General features: G+C 67.2%; 19 protein-coding genes and 1 pseudogene. 10 read left to right on the top strand and 10 right to left on the bottom strand.

Features of this window, described 5'->3' with window-relative positions; all coding sequences use genetic code 11:
* Positions 1-19: 19 nt before the first annotated feature.
* Positions 20-517 carry a hypothetical protein gene (locus G6N47_RS17830; RefSeq protein ID WP_232080359.1) on the bottom strand — a complete coding sequence of 166 codons (498 nt, stop codon included), beginning with the start codon at positions 515-517 and terminating at the stop codon, positions 20-22.
* A gap of 192 nt (positions 518-709) precedes the next feature.
* Here G6N47_RS17830 and aceE point away from each other — a divergent pair, with 192 nt between their 5' ends.
* The 7 genes from aceE (at position 710) to G6N47_RS17795 (ending at position 10,364) form a co-directional block, all read left to right on the top strand.
* Positions 710-3,499 (top strand): pyruvate dehydrogenase (acetyl-transferring), homodimeric type, encoded by a 2,790-nt coding sequence (aceE, locus tag G6N47_RS17825; RefSeq protein WP_083133370.1) that lies wholly within the window; start codon positions 710-712, stop codon positions 3,497-3,499.
* Positions 3,500-3,557: 58 nt separating this feature from the next.
* Positions 3,558-4,865, top strand: a complete 1,308-nt coding sequence (locus G6N47_RS17820) for a PucR family transcriptional regulator (RefSeq protein ID WP_083133297.1) — start codon at positions 3,558-3,560, stop codon at positions 4,863-4,865.
* Between the two features lie 129 nt (positions 4,866-4,994).
* The gene (locus tag G6N47_RS17815) at positions 4,995-5,903 is read left to right on the top strand and encodes an ACP S-malonyltransferase (protein WP_083133298.1); all 909 of its coding nucleotides are present in this window, start codon (positions 4,995-4,997) and stop codon (positions 5,901-5,903) included.
* Positions 5,904-5,973: 70 nt separating this feature from the next.
* A complete protein-coding gene (gene acpM, locus G6N47_RS17810) occupies positions 5,974-6,321 on the top strand; it encodes a meromycolate extension acyl carrier protein AcpM (protein ID WP_045378203.1) in 348 nt (115 codons plus the stop codon).
* Positions 6,318-7,568 carry a 3-oxoacyl-ACP synthase KasA gene (gene kasA, locus G6N47_RS17805; RefSeq protein WP_083133299.1) on the top strand — a complete coding sequence of 417 codons (1,251 nt, stop codon included), beginning with the start codon at positions 6,318-6,320 and terminating at the stop codon, positions 7,566-7,568. The genes acpM and kasA overlap by 4 nt, the downstream gene beginning before the upstream one ends.
* Positions 7,569-7,649: 81 nt before the next feature.
* Positions 7,650-8,909: a 3-oxoacyl-ACP synthase KasB gene (gene kasB / locus G6N47_RS17800; RefSeq protein WP_083133300.1), complete on the top strand. Its 1,260-nt coding sequence runs from the start codon at positions 7,650-7,652 to the stop codon at positions 8,907-8,909.
* A 33-nt stretch (positions 8,910-8,942) separates the two neighbouring features.
* Positions 8,943-10,364, top strand: a complete 1,422-nt coding sequence (locus tag G6N47_RS17795) for an acyl-CoA carboxylase subunit beta (RefSeq protein WP_083133301.1) — start codon at positions 8,943-8,945, stop codon at positions 10,362-10,364.
* 22 nt (positions 10,365-10,386) lie between these two features.
* Here the strand turns inward: G6N47_RS17795 and G6N47_RS17790 are convergent, their stop codons facing one another.
* The gene (locus G6N47_RS17790) at positions 10,387-11,136 is read right to left on the bottom strand and encodes an SDR family oxidoreductase (RefSeq protein ID WP_083133302.1); all 750 of its coding nucleotides are present in this window, start codon (positions 11,134-11,136) and stop codon (positions 10,387-10,389) included.
* 88 nt (positions 11,137-11,224) lie between these two features.
* Between G6N47_RS17790 and G6N47_RS17785 the strand changes: the two genes are divergently transcribed.
* Positions 11,225-12,100 carry a LysR family transcriptional regulator gene (locus G6N47_RS17785; protein WP_139799630.1) on the top strand — a complete coding sequence of 292 codons (876 nt, stop codon included), beginning with the start codon at positions 11,225-11,227 and terminating at the stop codon, positions 12,098-12,100.
* Here G6N47_RS17785 and G6N47_RS29725 read toward each other — a convergent pair.
* The 6 genes and pseudogenes from G6N47_RS29725 to G6N47_RS17760 all read right to left on the bottom strand — a co-directional run.
* Positions 12,097-12,398 (bottom strand): annotated as a pseudogene (locus tag G6N47_RS29725) (SAM-dependent methyltransferase); the annotation flags it as partial. The gene G6N47_RS17785 and the pseudogene G6N47_RS29725 sit on opposite strands and share 4 nt — an antisense overlap.
* Before the next feature lie 10 nt (positions 12,399-12,408).
* On the bottom strand, positions 12,409-13,101 hold the full coding sequence (locus G6N47_RS17780) for an SGNH/GDSL hydrolase family protein (RefSeq protein ID WP_163659675.1): 693 nt from the start codon (positions 13,099-13,101) through the stop codon (positions 12,409-12,411).
* 23 nt (positions 13,102-13,124) lie between these two features.
* The gene (locus tag G6N47_RS17775; protein ID WP_083133304.1) at positions 13,125-14,726 is read right to left on the bottom strand and encodes an FAD-dependent monooxygenase; all 1,602 of its coding nucleotides are present in this window, start codon (positions 14,724-14,726) and stop codon (positions 13,125-13,127) included.
* A gap of 78 nt (positions 14,727-14,804) precedes the next feature.
* On the bottom strand, positions 14,805-15,404 hold the full coding sequence (locus tag G6N47_RS17770) for a TetR/AcrR family transcriptional regulator (RefSeq protein ID WP_083133305.1): 600 nt from the start codon (positions 15,402-15,404) through the stop codon (positions 14,805-14,807).
* Positions 15,405-15,450: 46 nt separating this feature from the next.
* Positions 15,451-16,983 (bottom strand): glycerol-3-phosphate dehydrogenase/oxidase, encoded by a 1,533-nt coding sequence (locus G6N47_RS17765; RefSeq protein ID WP_083133306.1) that lies wholly within the window; start codon positions 16,981-16,983, stop codon positions 15,451-15,453.
* Positions 16,983-17,546 (bottom strand): TetR/AcrR family transcriptional regulator, encoded by a 564-nt coding sequence (locus tag G6N47_RS17760; RefSeq protein WP_083133307.1) that lies wholly within the window; start codon positions 17,544-17,546, stop codon positions 16,983-16,985. Before G6N47_RS17760 ends, G6N47_RS17765 begins: the two co-directional genes overlap by 1 nt.
* Positions 17,547-17,587: 41 nt before the next feature.
* Between G6N47_RS17760 and G6N47_RS17755 the strand changes: the two genes are divergently transcribed.
* Together G6N47_RS17755 and G6N47_RS17750 are read left to right on the top strand one after the other, a co-directional pair.
* Positions 17,588-19,168 (top strand): FAD-binding oxidoreductase, encoded by a 1,581-nt coding sequence (locus G6N47_RS17755; protein ID WP_179966456.1) that lies wholly within the window; start codon positions 17,588-17,590, stop codon positions 19,166-19,168.
* Entirely contained in the window at positions 19,165-20,085 is a 921-nt protein-coding gene (locus tag G6N47_RS17750) for a diacylglycerol kinase (RefSeq protein WP_083133309.1), read from the top strand. The genes G6N47_RS17755 and G6N47_RS17750 overlap by 4 nt, the downstream gene beginning before the upstream one ends.
* A gap of 30 nt (positions 20,086-20,115) precedes the next feature.
* On the opposite strand, the gene G6N47_RS17745 is transcribed toward G6N47_RS17750, so the two are convergent.
* Both G6N47_RS17745 and G6N47_RS17740 read right to left on the bottom strand, forming a co-directional pair.
* On the bottom strand, positions 20,116-20,628 hold the full coding sequence (locus G6N47_RS17745) for a DUF3145 domain-containing protein (protein ID WP_083133371.1): 513 nt from the start codon (positions 20,626-20,628) through the stop codon (positions 20,116-20,118).
* Between the two features lie 112 nt (positions 20,629-20,740).
* Positions 20,741-21,565, bottom strand: a complete 825-nt coding sequence (locus G6N47_RS17740) for a serine hydrolase domain-containing protein (protein ID WP_083133310.1) — start codon at positions 21,563-21,565, stop codon at positions 20,741-20,743.
* Positions 21,566-21,620 lie beyond the last annotated feature (55 nt).

Genomic DNA, 21,620 nt, shown 5'->3' with positions numbered 1-21,620 from the left:
CGTCGCACAGCAATCGGCGTCACGAGTATGCAAGGCACGCCTTCACGGTTCTGGACTTGGTGTCGTTGAGCTGATCGACGCGCTGGTTGAACTCCGATGTGGGCGCGTGGGCGCGAATGGCCTTCGCCACGTCCCGGGAAGCGTCGACGTAGGCGTTGAGCGCCTCGCGCAGCTCCTGCGACAACGGGTCACTGATGCTTTGAGCCACGACGTCGGCGCTGTTGTTGAGCGCGTCGATGGCCGGGCCCTCGGCGGCGGCGGTATCACCGCCCTGATTGAACGCCCCGACAAAGGCATTCACCTTCTCGATGGCGTCCTTGCTGCTGTTGGCAAACGACTCACACGCCTTGACCACTGCCCGCGTCGTCAGCGACTGCTGGCGCTGTGTCTCGCGGATCCGCGAGGTCGCCGACGACGCAGACACCGATGCCGACACCGACGCCCGGTAGGCCGGCGCGACGGCGGTGTCGACGGTCGCGGTGCCCTCGGTGACGCTGGTGCACCCGACGATCGCCATCAGCGTCGCCGCGACACTGCCGAGTACCAGCAGGCCAATGCGCAATCGGACCAGCACACCGACTGACGTTACCGGTTGCGAAGGCCCCTACGCGGTAGGGGCTGCTGTGCGGCACGATAGGGGGATACAACCGAAAACAACACGGCGGGGATGGGCCACAAGCAGCTGAACCGCCACGCAAGGAGTAGTGAGTTGACTACCGAGTTCGTACGCCACGATCTGGCGAAAAACTCAAGTACCGCAAGCGAACACGACCGGGTTCGGGTGATCCGTGAAGGTGTGGCGTCGTATCTGCCCGACATCGACCCGGAAGAGACGTCGGAGTGGCTGGAGTCCTTCGACGAGCTGCTGGAGCGCTCCGGGCCGTCGCGGGCCCGCTACCTGATGCTGCGGCTGCTGGAACGTGCCGGCGAGCAGCGGGTCGCCATTCCGGCGCTGACGTCCACCGACTACGTCAACACGATCCCGACCGAGCTGGAGCCGTGGTTCCCCGGCGACGAGGACGTCGAACGCCGCTACCGGACCTGGATCCGGTGGAACGCGGCGATCATGGTGCACCGCGCCCAGCGGCCGGGAGTCAGTGTGGGCGGCCACATTTCGACGTATGCCTCCTCGGCCGCGCTGTACGAGGTCGGCTTCAACCACTTCTTCCGCGGCAAGTCGCATCCGGGCGGCGGGGACCAGGTCTTCATCCAGGGCCACGCCTCCCCCGGCATCTATGCGCGCGCCTTCTTGGAGGGCCGGTTGACCGCCGAGCAACTCGACGGCTTCCGCCAAGAGCACAGTCACCCCGGCGGCGGGCTGCCGTCCTACCCGCACCCGCGGCTGATGCCCGACTTCTGGGAGTTTCCCACCGTGTCGATGGGCCTGGGGCCGATGAACGCCATCTACCAGGCCCGGTTCAACCACTACCTGCACGACCGCGGCATCAAGGACACCTCCGACCAGCACGTGTGGTGCTTTTTGGGCGACGGAGAGATGGACGAACCGGAAAGCCGGGGCCTCGCTCACGTCGGCGCGCTGGAGGGATTGGACAACCTGACCTTCGTGATCAACTGCAACCTGCAGCGTCTCGACGGCCCGGTACGCGGCAACGGCAAGATCATCCAGGAGCTGGAATCGTTCTTCCGGGGCGCCGGCTGGAACGTCATCAAGGTGATCTGGGGCCGCGAGTGGGACGCGCTCCTGCAGGCCGACCGCGACGGCGCGCTGGTCAACCTGATGAACACCACGCCCGACGGTGACTACCAGACCTACAAGGCCAACGACGGCGCCTATGTGCGCGACCACTTCTTCGGCCGCGATCCCCGCACCAAGGCGCTTGTCGCGAACATGACCGACGCCGAGATCTGGAACCTCAAGCGCGGCGGCCACGACTACCGCAAGGTCTACGCCGCCTACCGCGCCGCCGTCGACCACAAGGGCCAGCCGACGGTGATCCTCGCCAAGACCATCAAGGGCTACTCGCTGGGCGCGCACTTCCAGGGCCGCAACGCCACCCATCAGATGAAAAAGCTTGCGCTGGAAGACCTTAAGGCTTTCCGCGATTCCATGCGGATCCCGATCAGCGACGCTCAGCTGGAGGAAGACCCCTACCTGCCGCCGTACTACCACCCCGGCTCGGAGGCCCCCGAGATCCGTTACCTGCTCGACCGCCGGCGCACCCTCGGCGGCTTCGTTCCCGAGCGCCGCACCAAGTCCAAGGTGCTGACGCTTCCCGGTCGCGACACCTACAAGGCGCTGAAGAAGGGGTCGGGCAACCAGGAGGTGGCCACCACCATGGCGACGGTGCGCACCTTCAAGGAAGTGTTGCGCGACAAGGAGATTGGGCCGCGAATCGTCCCGATCATTCCCGACGAGGCCCGCACCTTCGGGATGGATTCCTGGTTCCCGTCGCTCAAGATCTACAACCGCAACGGCCAGCTGTACACCGCCGTGGACGCCGAATTGATGTTGGCGTACAAGGAAAGCGAAGTCGGCCAGATCCTGCACGAGGGCATCAACGAAGCCGGTTCGGTGGCCTGCTTCACCGCCGCCGGCACCTCGTATGCGACGCACAACGAGCCGATGATCCCGATCTACATCTTCTATTCGATGTTCGGGTTCCAGCGCACGGGCGACGGGCTGTGGGCGGCCGGCGACCAGATGGCCCGCGGCTTTTTGCTCGGCGCCACCGCCGGACGCACGACGCTCACCGGCGAGGGGTTGCAGCACGCCGACGGCCATTCGCTGCTGCTGGCGGCCACCAACCCCGCGGTGGTCTCCTACGACCCCGCGTTCGCCTACGAGATCGCCTACATCGTCGAAAGCGGGCTGGCCCGGATGTACGGCGAGAACCCGGAGAACATCTTCTTCTACATCACCGTCTACAACGAGCCGTACGTGCAGCCGCCCGAGCCGGAGAACTTCGACCCGGAGGGCCTGCTGCGGGGCATCTACCGGTATCGGCCGGCCACGGCAGCCCGGGCCAACACCGCGCACATCCTGGCCTCCGGGGTGGCGATGCCGTCGGCGCTCAAGGCCGCCGACATGCTGGCCGCCGAGTGGGATGTCGCCGCCGACGTGTGGTCGGTGACCAGTTGGAGCGAACTCAACCGCGACGGGATCGCCATCGAGCGGGAGAAGCTGCGCCACCCGGACCGACCGGCCGGCCAGGCCTATGTCACCAAGGCGCTGTCGCAGGCGAGCGGGCCCGTCGTCGCGGTGTCGGACTGGATGCGCGCGGTGCCCGAGCAGATCCGGCCGTGGGTGCCCAACACCTACGTCACGCTGGGCACCGACGGGTTCGGCTTTTCCGACACCCGGCCCGCCGCCCGCCGCTACTTCAACACCGACGCCGAATCGCAGGTGGTCGCGGTGCTGGAGGCACTGGCCCGCGACGGCGAGATCGACCCGGCTGTGCCGACTGCGGCGGCGCGCCAGTACAAGATCGACGACGTGCAGGCCGCACCCGGGCAGACGTCCGACCCGGGGGTGGCGTAACGGCTCGCCACCCCGCCAGTTAGCGGAAACATCCAGAAAAGCGGCGTAGCTTTTAGGGGTGGCCGACAAGGATATTGGGCAGTTCGCGCTGCCGCGCACGACGCTCGAGCTGCTGGACGTGGCCCCCGAGTCGCTGCTGCGGCGGCTCAAACAGCTTTCGGGCCGGATAGCGACCGAGGCCGTCTCGGCGATGCAGGACCGGTTGCCGTTCTTCGCCGACCTGGAAGCCTCCCAACGCGCCAGCGTGGCGCTGGTGGTGCAGACCGCGGTGGTGAACTTCGTCGAGTGGATGCGCGACCCGCGCAGCAATATCGGCTACACCGCACAGGCCTTCGAGTTGGTGCCGCAGGAGCTGCGAAACCGGATCGCATTGCGTCACACCGTCGACATGGTGCGGATCACGATGGAGTTCTTCGAGGAAGTCGTCCCGATGGTGGCCCGCTCCGACGAGGAGGTCACCGCGCTCACCGTCGGCATCTTGAAATACAGCCGCGACCTGGCGTTCACCGCTGCCACGTCGTACGCCGACGCCGCCGAGGCCCGCGGCACCTGGGACAGCCGGATGGAGGCCAGCGTGGTGGACGCGGTGGTGCGCGGCGACACGGGCCCCGAGCTGTTGTCGCGCGCGGCCGCCCTGAACTGGGACACAAATGCGCCGGCGACCGTGGTGGTGGGCACCCCGGCGCCGGGCCGGGACGCCCACGCCAGCCAGGACGTCCGTGACATCGCCACCCGTCACGGCCGGGCCGCGCTCACCGACGTGCACGGCACGTGGCTGGTGGCGATCGTCTCCGGCCAGCTCACGCCGACCGAGAAGTTCTTCGGCGACCTGATGGCCGCCTTCTCCGACGGCCCGGTGGTGATCGGGCCGACCGCGCCGATGCTGACCGCGGCTTACCACAGCGCCAGCGAGGCGATCTCCGGGATGAACGCCGTCGCCGGGTGGAGCGGCGCCCCGCGGCCGGTACTGGCCCGCGAGCTGCTGCCGGAGCGGGCGCTGATGGGCGACGCCTCGGCGATCGCGGCGCTGCACACGGACGTGATGCGGCCACTTGCCGACGCCGGACCCACGCTCACCGAGACGCTGGACGCGTATCTGGATTGCGGCGGTGCCATCGAGGCGTGTGCCCGCAAGTTGTTCGTTCATCCAAACACCGTGCGCTACCGACTGCGCCGGATCGCCGACTTCACCGGGCGCGACCCCACCCAGCCCCGAGACGCCTACGTCCTTCGGGTGGCAGCTACCGTGGGTCACCTCGCCTACCAGGCGCAGCACACCAGCAGCACAAGCAACACTGTGACACCGGTCACCACGCCGGTGGCGAAGGACCTGGTCGAGCCCTCGGCCGGGCACCGCGTCGAGTGAGCAAGTTGCGGCACGATATCAAACAGATCGCATCCGAAGCGATTTTGTGGGGTCTCCACAAAAACCTAAGACAAGGTTCATAATCTGTTACACCGCGCAAAACTGTCTTCACAGTGTTCTCTTAAACACGTGATTGCGTTGCTTGCCCCCGGACAGGGATCGCAGACTCCCGGAATGCTGTCGCCGTGGCTGGAGTTGCCCGGCGCGGCGGACCAGCTTGCCGCATGGTCGACGGCCAGCGGCCTGGACCTTGCCCGCTTGGGCACCACCGCCTCGGCCGAGGAGATCACCGACACCGCGATCACCCAGCCGCTGGTCGTGGCGGCCACCCTGCTGGCCCACCAGAAGCTCACCCGGCGCGGCTTGTTGACCGGCACCGCCACCGTTGTGGCCGGCCACTCCGTCGGCGAGATCGCGGCCTACGCGATCGCCGGCGTGATCTCGGCTGATGACGCCGTCTCGCTGGCCGCCACCCGCGGCGCGGAGATGGCCAAGGCCTGCGCCGACGAGCCGACGGGCATGTCGGCGGTGCTGGGCGGTGACGAGGCCGAGGTGTTGGGCAGGCTCGAGCAGCTCGACCTGGTCGCCGCCAACCGCAACGCCGCCGGCCAGATCGTCGCCGCCGGCCGCCTGGACGCGCTGCAGAAGCTGGCCGAAGACCCGCCGGCCAAGGCCCGGGTGCGCCCGCTGGCCACCGCCGGCGCCTTCCACACCGAGTTCATGAGTTCGGCGCTCGACGGCTATGCGGCGGCGGCGGCGAAGATCACGCCGGCCGAGCCCACCACGACGTTGCTGTCGAACCGCGACGGAGCACCGGTATCGTCGGGCACCGACGCGATGGAGAAACTCGTCGCGCAGCTGACCCGCCCGGTGCGCTGGGATCTGTGCACGGAGACCATGCGTCAGCGCAATGTCACCGCGATCGTCGAGTTCCCGCCCGCGGGCGCTCTCGCGGGCATCGCCAAGCGCGAACTTCGTGGGGTCCCGACGCACGCCGTCAAATCCCCCGCAGACCTGGACGGGTTGACAGAGCTGTAAACCTCGCCAGTACAACCGCATATCGCACGTTTCATCCAGTAACACAACACATTACGAAGGGAAGCTCACCGTGCCCGTCACTCAGGAAGAAATCATCGCCGGTCTCGCCGAGATCATCGAAGAGGTCACCGGCATCGAGCCGTCCGAGATCACGCCGGAGAAGTCGTTCGTCGACGACCTGGACATCGACTCGCTGTCGATGGTCGAGATCGCGGTGCAGACCGAGGACAAGTACGGCGTCAAGATCCCCGACGAGGACCTCGCAGGCCTGCGCACCGTCGGTGACGTCGTCAACTACATCCAGAAGCTCGAGGAAGAGAACCCCGAGGCTGCCGCTGCCATCCGCGAAAAGATCGAGGCGGAGAACCCCGACAAGGTCGAGGCCGTCCGCGCCAGGCTGGAAGCAGAGAGCAAGTGAGTCAACCTTCCACTGCTAACGGCGGTTACCCCAGTGTTGTGGTGACCGCCGTCACGGCGACGACATCCATCGCGCCGGACATCGAGAGCACGTGGAAGGGTTTGTTGGCCGGCGAGAGCGGCATCCACGTCCTCGAGGACGAGTTCGTCTCCAAGTGGGATCTGCCGGTCAAGATCGGCGGACACCTCAAGGAGCCCGTCGACGACCACATGGGCCGGCTGGAGTTGCGACGCATGTCGTATGTCCAGCGGATGGCCAAGCTGCTCGGCGGCCAGCTGTGGGAGACCGCAGGCAGCCCCGAGGTCGACCCCGACCGGTTCGCCGTCGTGGTGGGCACCGGGCTGGGCGGCGCCGAGCGGATCGTCGAAAGCTACGACCTGATGAACGAGGGCGGCCCCCGCAAGGTGTCGCCGCTGGCCGTGCAGATGATCATGCCCAACGGCGCCGCGGCGACCGTGGGTCTGCAGCTGGGCGCCCGCGCCGGGGTGATGACCCCGGTGTCGGCGTGTTCGTCGGGTTCGGAGGCAATCGCGCACGCGTGGCGGCAGATCGTCATGGGTGACGCGGACATCGCCGTGTGCGGCGGTGTCGAGGGCGGCATCGAGGCGCTGCCGATCGCGGCGTTCTCGATGATGCGGGCCATGTCGACGCGCAACGACGATCCCGAAGGGGCGTCGCGCCCGTTCGACAAGGACCGCGACGGTTTCGTGTTCGGCGAGGCCGGCGCGCTCATGGTCATCGAGACCGAGGAGCACGCCAAGGCCCGCGGCGCCACGCCGCTGGCCCGCTTGATGGGTGCCGGCATCACGTCGGATGCCTTCCACATGGTGGCGCCGGCTCCGGACGGTCTGCGTGCCGGTAGGGCGATGACGCGCGCGCTGGAGTTGGCGGGCTTGTCGGCCAAGGACATTGACCACATCAACGCGCACGCCACGGCCACGCCGATCGGTGACACCGCCGAGGCCAACGCCATTCGGGCCGCGGGGTGTGAGCACGCCGCGGTGTACGCGCCGAAGGGAGCGCTGGGCCACTCGATCGGAGCGGTCGGCGCGTTGGAGTCGGTGTTGACCGTGCTGACGCTGCGCGACGGCGTCATCCCGCCCACGCTGAACTACCACACCCCGGATCCGGAGATCGATCTCGACGTGGTGGCCGGCGAACCCCGTGATGGCGAGTACAAGTACGCCATCAACAACTCGTTCGGGTTCGGCGGGCACAATGTCGCGCTCGCCTTCGGGCGGTACTGAGCACGACGTCCGGTGACGCTTCGGGCCGGAAACGGCCCGAAGAGGAGCCGGACTAGCACGAAAGGAACTTTCGGAAAACCAATGGCATCGTTGGCCACGGGGAAAGGCTTCCCCAATGTCGTCGTCACTGGCATTGCCATGACGACTGCCCTTGCAACCGATGCGGAGACCACCTGGAAGCTGCTGCTTGACGGGCAAAGCGGGATTCGCACACTCGACGACCCGTTCGTCGAGGAGTACAACCTGCCGGTTCGGATCGGCGGACACCTCGTCGAGGAGTTCGACAGCCAGCTGAACCGTATCGAGAACCGCCGGATGGGCTACCTGCAGAAGATGGCCACGGTGCTGGGTCGTCGGGTGTGGGACAACGCCGGGGCGCCCGAGGTCGACACCAACCGGTTGGCGGTATCGATCGGCACCGGGATGGGTTCGACGGAGGAGCTGGTCTTCAGCTACGACGACATGCGGGTGCGCGGCATGAAGGCGGTCTCGCCGCTGGCCGTGCAGATGTACATGCCCAACGGCGCATCCGCGGCTGTCGGGCTGGAGCGGCACGCCAAGGCCGGAGTGATGACCCCGGTGTCGGCCTGCGCCTCAGGGTCGGAGGGCATCGCCCGCGCCTGGCAGCAGATCGTGCTGGGCGAGGCCGACATCGCGATCTGCGGTGGCGTCGAGACCAAGATCGAGGCGGTGCCCATCGCCGGGTTCGCTCAGATGCGCATCGTGATGTCGACCAACAACGACGACCCGCCGGGTGCCTGCCGCCCGTTCGACAAGGACCGCGACGGCTTCGTGTTCGGTGAGGCCGGCGCGCTGCTGGTCATCGAGACCGAGGAGCACGCCAAGGCCCGGGGCGCCAACATCCTGGCTCGGCTGATGGGCGCCAGCATCACCTCCGACGGCTTCCACATGGTCGCCCCGGACCCCAACGGCGAGCGCGCCGGGCACGCGATGACGCGGGCGATCCAGCTGGCCGACCTCACGCCGGCCGACATCACCCACGTCAACGCTCATGCCACCGGCACCTCGGTCGGCGACCTGGCCGAGGGCAAGGCGATCAACAATGCGCTCGGCCCGGGTGGCGGGAACGCCGCGGTGTACGCGCCCAAGTCGGCGCTGGGCCACTCGGTCGGCGCGGTCGGCGCGGTGGAGTCGATCCTGACCGTGCTCGCGCTGCGGGACCAGATCATTCCGCCGACACTGAATCTGGTGAACCTCGACCCCGAGATCGACCTGGACGTGGTCGCGGGCAAGCCGCGAACCGGTGACTACCAGTACGCGATCAACAACTCGTTCGGATTCGGTGGACACAACGTAGCCCTGGCATTTGGCCGGTACTGATACCGAGGCGCCGCCTCGAGGAGGAGACCTGCGATGACGATCATGGCCCCGGAGGCGGTTGGTGAGTCGCTCGATCCCCGCGATCCGCTACTACGCCTGACCACGTTCTTCGACGACGACAGCGTGGAGCTGTTGCACGAGCGTGACCGCTCCGGGGTGCTGGCCGCCGCGGGCACCGTCAACGGGGTGCGCACCATCGCGTTCTGCACCGACGGGACGGTGATGGGCGGTGCGATGGGCATCGAGGGGTGCACCCACATCGTCAACGCCTACGACACCGCCATCGAAGAGCAGAGCCCGATCGTCGGTATCTGGCACTCCGGCGGTGCCCGGCTGGCCGAGGGCGTGCGGGCGTTGCACGCGGTCGGCCTGGTGTTCGAGGCGATGATCCGGGCCTCCGGGTACATCCCACAGATCTCGGTGGTGGTCGGCTTCGCCGCCGGCGGCGCCGCCTACGGGCCGGCGCTGACCGACGTCATCGTGATGGCACCGGACAGCCGGGTCTTCGTCACCGGGCCGGACGTGGTGCGCAGCGTCACCGGCGAGGACGTCGACATGGCGTCGCTGGGTGGGCCCAACACCCACCACAAGAAGTCCGGGGTCTGCCACATCGTCGCCGACGACGAGCTCGACGCCTACGAGCGTGGTCGCCGGCTGGTCGGATTGTTCTGCCAGCAAGGGCATTTCGACCGCGCCAAGGCCGAGGCCCAGGACACCGACCTGCACGCGTTGCTGCCGGAGTCGCCGCGCCGCGCCTATGACGTGCACCCGATCGTGACGGCGCTGCTCGACGACGACGTGCCGTTCGACGAGTTCCAGGCCAAGTGGGCGCCGTCGATGGTGGTCGGGCTGGGCCGGCTGTCGGGCCGCACGGTCGGTGTGCTGGCCAACAACCCGCTGCGGCTGGGCGGCTGCCTGAACTCCGAAAGTGCCGAGAAGGCAGCGCGTTTCGTGCGGCTGTGCGACGCGTTCGGCATTCCGTTGGTGGTGATCGTCGACGTGCCTGGCTATCTGCCGGGCGTCGACCAGGAGTGGGGCGGTGTGGTGCGTCGCGGCGCCAAGCTGCTGCACGCGTTCGGCGAGGCGACCGTGCCGCGGGTCACCCTGGTGACCCGAAAGATCTACGGCGGGGCCTACATTGCGATGAACTCGCGGTCGTTGGGCGCCACCAAGGTGTTCGCATGGCCGGACGCCGAGGTCGCGGTGATGGGCGCCAAGGCGGCCGTCGGCATCCTGCACAAGAAGAAGCTGGCGGCCGCGCCGGAGCACGAGCGTGAAGCGCTGCACGACAAGCTGGCCGAGGAGCACGAGCGGATCGCCGGCGGCGTCGATTCTGCGATCGACATCGGCGTGGTCGACGAGAAGATCGACCCGGCGCACACCCGCAGCAAGCTGACCCAGGCGCTGGCCGAGGCGCCCGCACGCCGCGGCCGCCACAAGAACATCCCGCTGTAGGTAGCACTTTTCGGCGCGTCCTCTACCGGGTCGTGTAGCCGCCGTTGGCGAAGATGGTTTGGCCGGTCACCCAGTGGCCCTCGTCGGCCAGGAACACCACCAGCGGGGCGATGTCCTCGATGCGGGTCAGCCGGTTGCCCATCGCCTGCGACTTGTGGAACTCGACGCGCTCCGGTGTCTCCTGCGGGTAGAAGAACGGCGTGTCCATCGGCCCGGGCGCGACGTTGTTCACCGAAATACCACGCGGCGCAAACTCTTTCGCCGCGGCGCGGGTGAAGTGCTCGACCGGGCTCTTGGCGCCGGCGTAGGTGGAGTAGCCGTCGGTGAAGGCCGCGAGCAGCGCAGTCACAATCGTGATCACCGAACCGCCGTCGTTCAGCCGCTTGCCCGCCTGCTGCAAGAAGAAGTACGCCGCCTTGGCGTTGATGTCGAACATCGAGTCGTACTCGGCTTCGGTGGTCTCGATGATGGGTTTGCGCAACACCTTCCCCACGGTGTTGATCGCGATGTCGACACCGCCGAACGCGTCCACCGCCGCGTCGAACAATGCGGCCACGTTGGCCGGCTCGGTGAGATCACCCTGCACCTTGATCGCCTTGGCGCCAGCATCTTGCGCGGCCGCCACGGTCTTGTCGGCGTCCGGCTCGGACGATGCGCTGTTGTAGTGCACCGCGACGTTGACACCCCTCTCAGCCAACGTCGTCGAGATCAGCCCGCCCAGATTCTTGGCTCCGGCGGCCACCACTGCGGATTTTCCTGTCAGGTTGCTCATGGCTATGAATCTAGGCCGCGCATGCACAAATGAAAAACAGCGATTGCCGGGCTTTTAACAACCAACGCTTGTAGCTAGGCTGGGCTGAATGTCGGACATCGCGGTTCCCGACCTCCGTCGCCTGAGTCATTTCGTCGCGGTGGTGGAAGCGGCGGGATTCACCCGGGCGGCTGAGAACCTGCACTTGTCTCAGCAGGCACTCAGTAGTTCGGTGCAACAACTGGAACGGGAGATCGGCGCGTCGCTGCTGGTGCGGGCCGGCCGCCGGATTTCGCTGACACCTGCCGGCCAAACACTGCTCGACGAGGGACGCGCGCTGCTTGCCGCGGCAAAGACCGTCGCCCACCACACTCGCGCCGCAGCCAGCTCCCAGCCCGACGAGTTCGTCGTCGGCCATTCCCCCGCCATCAGCAACGGCGAGGTGTATCGACTGCTGCAACCGGCGATCGCGGCGTCGCCCATGACGTCCTTCACCGTGGTGCAACTCTTTCCGGACCGGCTGGTGAGCGGAGTGCAAGACGGCACGGTCCATCTCGGATTGCGCCGCGGCGTGGTTCCGCAAGAGCGGCTGGCCAGCTCAGTTGCCCGCTACGACACACTTCGCGTCGCGGTGCGCAGCGATCATCCACTCGCCGCGCGCACGCATATCCCGATCGCTGATCTTGCCGACGAGAGCATCGTGCTGTGGGCACCGCCCGGGACGTCGTACTACAGCGATTTCCTGGTAAACGTCTGTCGCCGAGCGGGTTTCGAACCTCAATACCGGGTCAGCCGGGTGCAGGGCTGCCCGCCGGAGGTGGCGCCGCTGACCGACGACGCCGTCGCGTTCGTCACCTCTCCACCGGGACCGGCGATCGGCGGCGCGGTCACCGTCGTCGACATCGACGGGCCGGTCCTGGTGCCGCTGCAGGCGTTGTGGCAGCCGCATACCAGCTCGGCGGTGCGGGATCTGATTCTGGGCTAGCGCCCTGGCTTGGCAGCGGTGACGGCGTGGTGCGGATGAATGGCAGACCCCACCAGGCGCGCCAGCCGAGATCCCGGCGTTCGACTTCTGCCATGCCGAGTTCGCGTAGCCGCCGGGCATACAGGCGGGTGAAGCCGATGTCGGCGACGCCCTCGGCTTCGGCGTTCGCCAGTGCGGCATCCATCGAGTTGCCGGTCTGGTCGGCTCGCCAAATATCCACTCCGACAGCGCGACCGCGCGGGATCAGCTTGGCGGCTGCCAGCAAGACCGCGCCACGTCCGCAGCCGAGGTCGAGGACACATACACCTCTAGGCGTCCAAGAACTTCTGTACGGCATCGGTGAGGATTTGGCCGCCCGGGGTGTTCAGATGAATGCCGTCAATGTGGAACTGCCAGCCGTTGATGCGAGCGATCTCGTCAAAGTTTTGCCGCAGAATCATTTCGCGCAACAGGTAATCGCGGTAGAAGGATGCGAACGAGAAACGGGTAAAGGGCTTGGCTGTCCCAGCCCGCACGAGTTGGTTGTGAAAAGCCTCGTAGAACGGGATGTAATCGGCGTGTTGACTCGACGCGACCTTGCGAACGATCGCGTTATAGGCGGCGACCAGCTCGTTGAGCCGTCGCTGAACAGGATCACGCGAATCGGGCTCTTCTCCCACCGGCGCAAACGAACTCAGCGTATCAGCTTGTAGCCTGCTCACGATGACGTCGAGGTTCTCTTCGAACCTGCCCGAAGTCGGTTCTTCGGATACCCGCTTGACGACGCGAACGAACCGCCTGAAACCCGGAAAGACGCTGGCCAGAATGTCATTCGTGCCAATGAGGACGATCACCCGATCCGGCTGCAGGCTGATCACCCGGTGCAGGCGTCTAACGGTGTTGAAAGACAGGTCCCCACCCACGCCGAGGTTCACGAAGCGAAATCGGCTATTCTGCGGCCGATTTGCCAACTCGTCGATCCATTTGTAGGTTCCTCTCGACGCAGTGGTGCTCGAGCCCACGCAGGCTACCGTTTCCGACGCGCTCACTGCGTCCGGCCGAGGATCTGACACATCACCTGACTGAGGTCGTCTTCCGGCGATTGCGGTAGGGCGTCGGCGCGCCAGGCGACGAAGTCGTCGGGACGCACCAGCAATGCCCCGTCGGACGCCAGGCCGGTGGCGGCAGACCATGTGCCGTCGACGTCGACCCCAGTCCCGATGCGCCGCAAGCTGATTGGGACGCCCAGGGCTTTCGAGGCGGAGGTCGCGGCGTCGGACCATGAGGCACCGTCGTCTCCGGTGAGCAGCGTGAATCCGGGGCCGAGCAGGTCGAGGGTCGAGACGCGCTTTCCGGCGTCGACGACCCAGGCGTGCGGGACTCGGGTGCCGGGTTGCCCGCGCAGCTCGTCGACCAAGGCGATGTCGGAATACGCCGGTTCGTCGGAAACTACAGCGGTCGAGCGGTATTGGTAGCCTAAGAGTAGCGCGAACATCGGCGCCTCTTCCTCCGGTGGTATCTGCGGCCGGCTGTCATCCAACTTCAGGAACGCCAGGGCCGGCCCCGTCAGCGATTGGCGCGCGTTGAACCGGCCTACCGGGTGTCGCTCGGCGTGGTAGGTGGCCAGTAACGCGGGATCGGCGGTACCGTCCAAGACCGCGGCCAGCTTCCAGGCCAGGTTGTGGGCGCTCTGCATTGCCGTGTTGGCGCCCCCGGCCTTGAACGGCGGCATGGTGTGGGCCGAGTCACCGACGAGAAAGACTCGGCCGCTTTGGAATTGGTCGGCCACCCGCTCATAGGGTTGCCATGACGCCACATCGACGACCTCGATATCGATCTGCTCACCTATCGCCTTGGTGAGCATCTCGCGGCAGCGATCCGCGGTGAATTGTGCTGCCGTCTCGCCTTTGTCGGGAAAGTAGGTGGTGATGAACATGCCGAAGTCGTCGCGGACCGGCAGAAATATGCCTTCCACGTCGGCGTTTCGGACTTGTACGGCGTCGCCGTCGCCGAGCTGTGGGACGAACCTGCGCCAGGGCCCCCGGAAGTAGATGAAGACGACGTAAATCGGCAGTGCGCCGTAGCCGGAGGTCGGCACACCAAGCGCGTCGCGGATCGGGCTGTGCACCCCGTCGGCGGCAACCAGATAGTCGGCACGCACCGTCTCCGAAGCCCCCGAATCCCGGTCGCGCACAACGACTGTCACGCCACTGTCGTTCTGTTCGAACGAGCACAACTCGGTGCCGTAGCGCACCTGGCTGCCGTTCCCGCGGATGTGCGCAAGCAGCATCGGCTCGAATTCACTCTGGGGACAATATTGCCCGGACGGCTCCGGGCTCAGCCCGTCGAAAGGCGCGAAGATCGCGTCGACGTCCATCGCTTGCCACTGTTCGGTGCTGTTCAGCGCCGGCTTGGCGATCATGTCCGAGACACCGTCGGCCACCGCGTGGACCTGGTCCGCCAGGCCGAGGCCGCGCAGGATTTCCAGACTGCGGAAGCTCAGGTTGCGCGCCTTCGGATAGATGAACACCTCACGACGCTTCTCAACTAGCAAGGACGGCACTCCATGCTTGGCGAGCAGGGCCGACGTGGTCAGACCGGCCGCGCCAGCGCCGACGATCAGAACCGGAACACGCGTGACGTCCATCGCCTACTCCCTTCTACACGGAACTAATTAGTTCCGTATAGCGACCAGAGTGGCACGCCCAAGCGCAACGCGCAACCGTTACTGCGGCGGTGCGCCCGCGAGCGGCAGGATCACGTCTTCGAGCACGCGCCGGACATAGACCCGGTCGATCGGCCGTCCTGTGATCACGCGCAGGACATTGAGGCCCAGGGCCACGTCGGGGATCAGGCTCAGGTCGCGGCCGGCCGGGATTTCGCCACGGGCCACCGCGCGGTCGAGCAGCGTCCGGATCGCATGCCGCGGCGGCGACAGCACAAGGTCGTCCATGGCAGCCGCCAGGACCGGGTTGTGCATCGCGGCCGTCGCCACCCCGACGACGACTTGCATTGTACTGGAATCAGTTTCATTGAGCTCCGGCATGGCAGCAATCAGCGTCTCGATGTCGCCGCGCAGGCTGCCGGTGTCGGGCGGCTCGACGGGCCCCAGTCGTCGTCTCCAGTGCGCGATCGCTTCGGCTACCACCACGGCCTTCGAGGGCCAGCGGCGATAGATCGCAGCCTTGCCGACGCCGGCGCGAGACGCGATGTCGTCCATGCTCAGCCGGTCGTATCCGAGTTCGGCCACCCCAGCCAGCGCGGCGTCGAGGATGGCCGTGTCAAGCGACCGATCGAGTCGCGCAGGACGCCTGCTACGTGTCACCTTGCCGTCCCGTCCTAGCCGATACGAATCAGTTCCGTCCAGAGTATCAGCCGAAGCGGCCCAAAAACTCGTCGGCCACTCCGACAACGCGTTCCCGATCGGCGGGGACCAGTCCGATACGGGTTCGGCGGTCGAGGATGTCGCCGGCGTCCAACGCGCCCTCATGGGTGATCGCGTATTCGAATTCCGCGCGGGTCACGTCGATGCCGTCGGCGACCGGGTCGGTGGGCCGTTCGCAGCTAGCGGTCGCGACGACGTTGGCCGCTTCGGCCCCGTAGCGGGCGATCAACGACTCCGGCAGGTCGGTGGTCAGCGCGACGTCCGACCCGGAGTTTGCCAGGGCGCCGAGCAGCGGGAGGTCAGGGGTCCGGCACACGCCCGCTGTGAGTCCGCGACGCTCAACAGCGTGATCGAGGACATCTTGGGCCATGCGCCGGTATTCGGTGAGCTTGCCCCCGATCACGCTGATCACGCCGGAGTCCGACTCTACGATCGCGTGGTCACGCGAAACGTCGGCTGTGCGGCCTGCACCGGTGTCGATCAACGGCCGCAGACCGGCGTAGGCGCCGATGACGTCAGAGTCGTCGAGCGTGATTTCCAGTGCCCTGTTGACTGTTTGCAGCAGAAAGTCGATCTCGGCCGGACTGGGCTGCGGTACATCGGGAATCGCGCCAGAGGCGTCTTCGTCGGTCAGGCCGAGGTAGACCCGGCCCAGCTGCTCGGGCATGGCGAAGATAAACCGATTGAGCTCACCGGGTATCGGAATGGTCAGCGCCGCAGTCGGATTGCCAAGAGTTTCGGCGTCGAAGACCAGATGTGTTCCGCGGCTGGGCCGTAACTTCAATGCGGGGTCGATCTCGCCGGCCCACACCCCGGTCGCGTTGATGACGGCGCGGGCCGACACGTCGAACGATTCGCCGCTGCGCTGGTCGGTCAGCCGTACCGACGAGCCGGTGGCCTCCGATGCGGCCACGTAGGTCAGGATGCGAGCACGATGCTGCGCGGCGGTGCGCGCGACGGCCACGACCAATCGGGCGTCGTCGATCAGCTGCCCGTCGTAGGCGAGCAGGCCGCCGTCGAGGCCGTCGCGCCGCACGGTTGCGGCCATCTCGATGACGCGCTGCGCCGAAATACGCCGTGACCGCGGCAACACCGATGACGGCGTGCCCGCCGCCTTGCGCAACACATCGCCGGCCAGGAATCCGGCGCGCACCAAGGCCCGCTCGGCACGGCCCATTGACGGCAGTAACGGGACCAGCTGCGGCATCGCACGCACCAAATGAGGAGCGTTGCGGGTCATCAGGATTCCGCGCTCGACGGCGCTGCGCCGGGCGATGCCGACGTTGCCGGTGGCAAGGTAGCGCAGGCCGCCGTGCACCAGTTTGGAACTCCACCGGCTGGTGCCGAACGCCAGATCGTGCTTTTCTACCAGCGCCACCGACAGGCCGCGGGAGGCTGCGTCCAAGGCGATGCCGGCTCCGGTGATGCCGCCGCCGATGACGAGCAGATCCAGCGGCGCGCCGTCGGCCAAGGCGGTCAGGTCGGCGGTGCGCCGCGCCGCGTTCAGGGCAGTCGACATCAGGACAGGTATCCGTTCAGGGCGTGGGTGAGTTCGGCGGCCAGCGCCTTGGCGTTCAGGATGGGCTCGACGATCTGGGCGGATTGGATCGTGGACTGGGTGATCAGCAGCACCATCGCGGCCAGCCGGCGCGGGTCGCCGGGCCGCACGCTGCCGTTGCGTTGGGCGGCGCGAAGGTTGTCGGCGAGGCCGTCGATCAGCAGGCGTTGGCTGGTGCCGAGCCGCTGGGTGATGTAGACCATCGCCAGCTCCGACCGCAGCACCGCCATCACCAGCTCGTCGCGGCGCAGCCGTTCGGCCACCGCCACCACTCGCTCCACCAGCGCTTCGCGGCCCTCGCCGCGGGCCGGTACGTCGCGCGCCGCGCCGGTGATGTGCCTGGTCAGCAGGTCGGCCAGGATCGAGCGGGTGTCGGGCCAGCGGCGGTACACGGTCGGTCGGCTGACGCCGGCCCGCCGCGCGATCTCGGCCAGCGCCACCCGCTCCACCCCGAAATCTCGCACACAGCTCGCGGCGGCGGCCAGGATCCGGTCATCCACCGCGGCGTTACTGATTGACAGCATATGTAATACTGTAACGCATGCCTGACGCGCTGCTGCCGCCGATGAAGTGGAATGCCTGGGGCGACCCGGCTGCGGCCAAGCCGCTCTCCGATTCAATCCGGTCGCTGCTCGAGCAGGCCCTCGGCGTCACTGGGACACCCGCTGCGGAACTCGAGCCCGACCAGGTGCAACTGCGCCCATCGACGCTGTCCGACGAAGACCGCGACGCGCTGGCCGCGATCACCGGCACCGACTACTGCCACACCGACGACCACCACCGGCTGCTGCACGCCGGCGGCAAGTCGACGCTGGATCTGTTGCGCCGCAAGGACTCTGGTGAGCAGGATGCACCCGATGCGGTACTACTGCCTGGCTCCGAGGACGACGTCGCCGCCATCCTGCAGTACTGCACACAACACGCTATCGCCGTCGTGCCTTTCGGCGGCGGAACAAGCGTGGTCGGCGGGCTCGACCCGATCCGCGGCTCGTTCAAAGCCGTTGTCTGTATGGATCTCCGGCGCTTCGACCAATTGCTCGCTCTCGACGAAATCTCCGGCGAGGCTGAGTTCGGCGCCGGCGTCACCGGCCCGGGGGCCGAGCGGCTGCTCGCCGAACACGGTTTTTCGCTTGGGCATTTTCCGCAGAGCTTCGAGTTCGCCAGCCTCGGCGGGTTCGCCGCCACCCGGTCGTCGGGCCAGGACTCGGCGGGATACGGCCGATTCGACGACATGGTTCGCGGCCTGCGCGCAATCACGCCGGCGGGTGTATTGGATCTGGGCCGGGCCCCGGCATCAGCGGCCGGCCCCGACCTGCGCCAGCTGCTGATGGGGTCAGAGGGAGTCTTCGGCGTCATCACCCGGGTGCGGGTCCGCGTACACCCGCTGCCCGAAGTCACCCGCTACGAAGCCTGGTCGTTCCCCGACTTCGCCACCGGCACCGCCGCATTGCGCGCCGTTACCCAAACCGGCACCGGCCCGACCGTCATCCGGCTTTCCGACGAGGCTGAGACAGGCGTGAACCTCGCCACCACCGACGCGATCGGCGAGCAACAAATCACGGGCGGCTGCCTGGCGATCACCGTGTTCGAGGGCACGGCGGCACATACAGAGAGCAGGCACGCCGAGACCCGGGCACTGCTCCAGGCGAACGGCGGTACGTCACTCGGCGAAGCTCCGGCACGCGCCTGGGAACAAGGCAGGTTTTCGGCGCCGTACCTACGGGATTCGCTGCTGGCCGCCGGCGCGCTTTGCGAAACACTCGAAACGGCCACCACGTGGTCGAACATCCCGACGCTCAAGGCGGCAGTCACCGATGCGCTGACCCGGGCGCTCGCCGAATCCGGCACGCCCGCCTTGGTGTTGTGCCACATTTCGCATGTGTATGCCACCGGCGCGTCGCTCTATTTCACCGTCGTCGCCGGGCAACGCGGCAATCCGATCGAACAGTGGCGCAAAGCCAAGGCCGCAGCGTCGGATGCGATCATGGCCACCGGCGGAACAATCACCCATCATCACGCCGTCGGCGCCGACCACCGGCCGTGGATGCGCGACGAGGTGGGCGAGCTGGGCGTGCAGGTGTTGCGCGCGGTCAAGTCGACGCTCGATCCCGCCGGAATTCTCAACCCGGGCAAGCTCATTCCGTGAAGCACGAACTCACGCAGGTGGCGTTGCTCACCAATCCGGCCTCGGGACACGGCAACGCGCCGCACGCCGCCGAACAGGCGATCGCCCGACTGCACCAGCGTGGCATCGATGTCGTCGAAATCGTCGGCACCGACGCCGAACACGCGCGCCGGCTGCTGCGCGACGCGGTGGAGCGCGGCACCGATGCGGTGGTGGTTGCCGGCGGCGACGGCGTGATTTCCGATGCACTGCAAGTCTTGGCGTGCACCGACATTCCGCTGGGAATCATTCCGGCGGGCACGGGCAACGATCACGCCCGCGAATTCCGGCTGCCCACCAAGGATCCCGCCGCGGCCGCAGACATCGTCGCCGACGGCTGGACGGAGACCGTTGACTTAGGCCGGATCCGCGACCAAAGCGGTGCCACGAAATGGTTCGGTACCGTCGCCGCCGCCGGATTCGATTCATTGGTCACCGATCGGGCCAATCGGATGCGCTGGCCGCGGGGACGCATGCGCTACAACCTGGCCATGCTCGCCGAGCTGTCTGGTTTGCGGCTCTTGCCGTTTCGGCTGGTGCTCGACGGCCGCGAGGAGATCGCCACCGACCTCACGCTGGCCGCGTTCGGCAACACCCGCAGCTACGGCGGCGGAATGCGGATCTGCCCCAACGCGAATCACGCCGACGGCCTGCTCGACATCACGATGGTGCATTCCGCGTCGCGCACACGCCTGATCCGGTTGTTCCCGACGGTGTACAAGGGCACGCATGTCGAGCTCGACGCGGTGACCACGGCTCGCGCCACCACCGTCGAGGTGGAGTCACCGGGCATCAACGCCTATGCCGACGGGGAATTCGCCTGCCCACTGCCGGCCGAGATCTCGGCCGTGCCCGGCGCGCTGAAAATCCTTAGCCCGGCGACGATGCAGAGCGCGTAGCGCGATGAGGAGGAGCCGGGCAAATCAGACTCAGCCCACACCCCGACTGAGCCAGGACACCTCCGCGCCGTCGCCGCCGTCGCGGTAGATCTCGAGCGCCTCGTCCCACGCGGTGCCCAGCGCCGAATCCAACTCGGCGGCCAGCGCATCGGCGCCCTCGGACATCATCGCCCGCAGCCGCATCTCCCCGATCATGATGTCGCCGTTGGCGCTCATCGTCCCGCTCCACAGGCCCAGCTGCGGGGTGTGGCTGAACCGTTGACCGTCGACGCCGGGGCTGGGGTCCTCGGTGACCTCGAAGCGCAGCACCGACCAGGAGCGCAACGCATTGGCCAACCGTGCGCCGGTGCCGACCGGGCCGAACCAGTTGGTAACCGCCCGCAGCTGCCCAGGCATCGCCGGCTGCGGAGTCCACTTCAGGTTCGCCTTGGCGTTCAGGGTCGACGACAGCGCCCACTCGACATGCGGACACACCGCGGCGGGCGAGGCGTGGATGTAGACCACGCCAGTCGTCGCGTCGGCGAACTGGTTCGACGCACGCATCTGCTGCTCCTTCGGCTCCACGAGGGACGTCTTCCCCAACGACCTGGTGAACCCGACGAGCAGTATTCGTGTGTCTTGCGTGTCTATTGTGCCTTGTGAGACCCCTGTTGCGCTAGTCTGCGCGGTGATCTGATATCACGGCATCCGACAGCGCCGGCCATACCGGCAGCGCCCACTCCCCGAAATCGCGGTCGGTGAGCACCACGAGCGCCCGCTCGGCCTCCGGATCAGCCCAGATAAACGTGCCCGACTGCCCGAAATGGCCGAAGGTGCGCGACGAGTTTTCGCCCCCCGTCCAGTGCGGCGACTTGGACCCCTTGATCTCGAAACCCAGCCCCCAGTCGTTGGGCCGCTGCACGCCGTATCCGGGCAGGACGCCGTCCAGACCGGGGAACTGCACGGAGATCGCGTCGGCGTGCATCGGCGCCGACACGGTCGTCGGGCACAGCAGGTCGGCGGCGAACGCCGCCAGGTCGGCCACGGTCGAGATTGCGCCGAAGCCGGCGGCCTCCGCGCCGCCGTCGAGCCGGGTGGCGGCCATCCCCAGTGGCTCGAAGATCGCTTCGCTCAGGTACTGGGTGAACTCGAAGCCGGAGGCCTGCGCGACCGTCTCGGCCAGCACGGTGAATCCTTGGTTGGAGTACATCCGGCGGGTGCCCGGCTTGGCCAGGATGTGGTCGGAATGCATCGCCAACCCGGACGCGTGCGCCAGCAGGTGGCGGACGGTGGAATCCGGCGGGCCGGCCGGGGTGTCGAGTTCGACCACCCCTTCTTCGATCGCGACCTGCACGGCGCGCGCGACCAACAGCTTGGTCACCGACGCCAACACGAATGGGCGGTCGGTGTCGCCGTGCGCGGCCAAAACGCCGGAGGGCCCGACGACCGCCGCGGCGGCAGTCGCAACCGGCCAGTCGTCGAGCGCGTCGAGTGCAGCCATCGCGCAGCAGCCTATATGTCGTTGATTCCGCGCACACCACGCAAAAGATCGAGTA

It is taken from the genome of Mycobacterium branderi, assembly GCF_010728725.1.
GTDB classification, from domain to species: domain Bacteria; phylum Actinomycetota; class Actinomycetes; order Mycobacteriales; family Mycobacteriaceae; genus Mycobacterium; species Mycobacterium branderi.
The sequence above is the reverse complement of the archived record's forward strand: the minus strand, read 5'-3'. Positions and strand labels throughout refer to the sequence as shown.